Genomic DNA, 1,111 nt, shown 5'->3' with positions numbered 1-1,111 from the left:
ACCCGGCGTATCTCGGGCGGAAACACGAAGAACGGTGTGACGTTCTCCCACGCCCGTCGCCACGACTGCACGATGGTGGGATACTTTGCGCCCCATGGCCCTTCGGCAAAGGCCTCCAGGGCCTGCTGCGCGGCCTGTTCGTTCGCGGCGGCATAGACCGGACGCAACGCTGCGGCGACGCTTTTGCGGTCCTTGTAGCTGGCATATTCCAGACTGTTGCGGATCAGGTGCACGATGCAGGTCTGAACCGCCGTGCGCGGGTACGCCGTGCCGATCGCCTCAGCCAGCCCCTTCAGGCCGTCGACCACCGCGATCAGGATGTCCTGGCAGCCGCGCGTCTTCAGTTCGTTGAACACCTTGAGCCAGAACTTCGCCCCCTCGGTCTGCTCGATCCACAGGCCCAGCACGTCGCGCTGGCCATCGGCCTGGATGCCCAGCGCCAGGTACACGGCCTTGTTGCTCACCACCCCGTCGCCACGGATTTTCACGCGCAGCGCGTCGAAGAACACCACCGGATACATCGCTTCGAGCGGACGATTTTGCCAGGCGAGCGTTTCGGCCATCACTTCGTCGGTGACGGAGCTGATGAAGTCGGGGGAGACTTCGGTGCCATAGCTTTCGGCCAGAAAAGCCTGAATCTCGCGCACGCTCATGCCGCGCGCGTACATGGCGATGATGCGCTCATCGAAACCCGTGAAACGGCGCTCGTGTTTGGGAATCAGGATCGGCGCGAAACTGCCCTCACGATCGCGCGGCAGATCGACCCTGACGGGGCCGCGCTCGGTGATGATTGTCTTGCCGCTCGCGCCGTTGCGTTCGTTGGCCTGGCCGTCGGGCTTGGGCTGGCCCGGCGGATAGCCCAGATGCATGTTCATCTCGGCGCCCATCGCGCGCTCGATGATGGCCTTGTTGAACGCCAGCATCAGGTCCTGGACCTCCGTGGACGTCATCGGGCCTTTCACCAGTTCGTCGAGCAGACCTTCGGGCAGTTCAGGCAGCGGCCCTCGGGCCGCTGCCTGCGAGGCGACGGTACGTTTCTTCTTCATGATCGGCATATCCATGATTTTCATCCTTCATGATATGCCCCGCCCACGAAATTGCGGATAGGTCC

General features: G+C 63.3%; 1 protein-coding gene. It reads right to left on the bottom strand.

What is annotated here, in order from left to right:
• Positions 1-1,055: IS256 family transposase (locus KHO33_RS41860; RefSeq protein WP_407946235.1), on the bottom strand; the 1,055-nt coding region annotated here is incomplete at its 3' end.
• Between the last annotated feature and the right edge of the window lie 56 nt (positions 1,056-1,111).

Origin of the sequence: Paraburkholderia nemoris (assembly GCF_905221015.1) — a bacterium.
GTDB classification, from domain to species: domain Bacteria; phylum Pseudomonadota; class Gammaproteobacteria; order Burkholderiales; family Burkholderiaceae; genus Paraburkholderia; species Paraburkholderia nemoris.
This window is presented reverse-complemented; position numbering and strand designations above follow the sequence as displayed.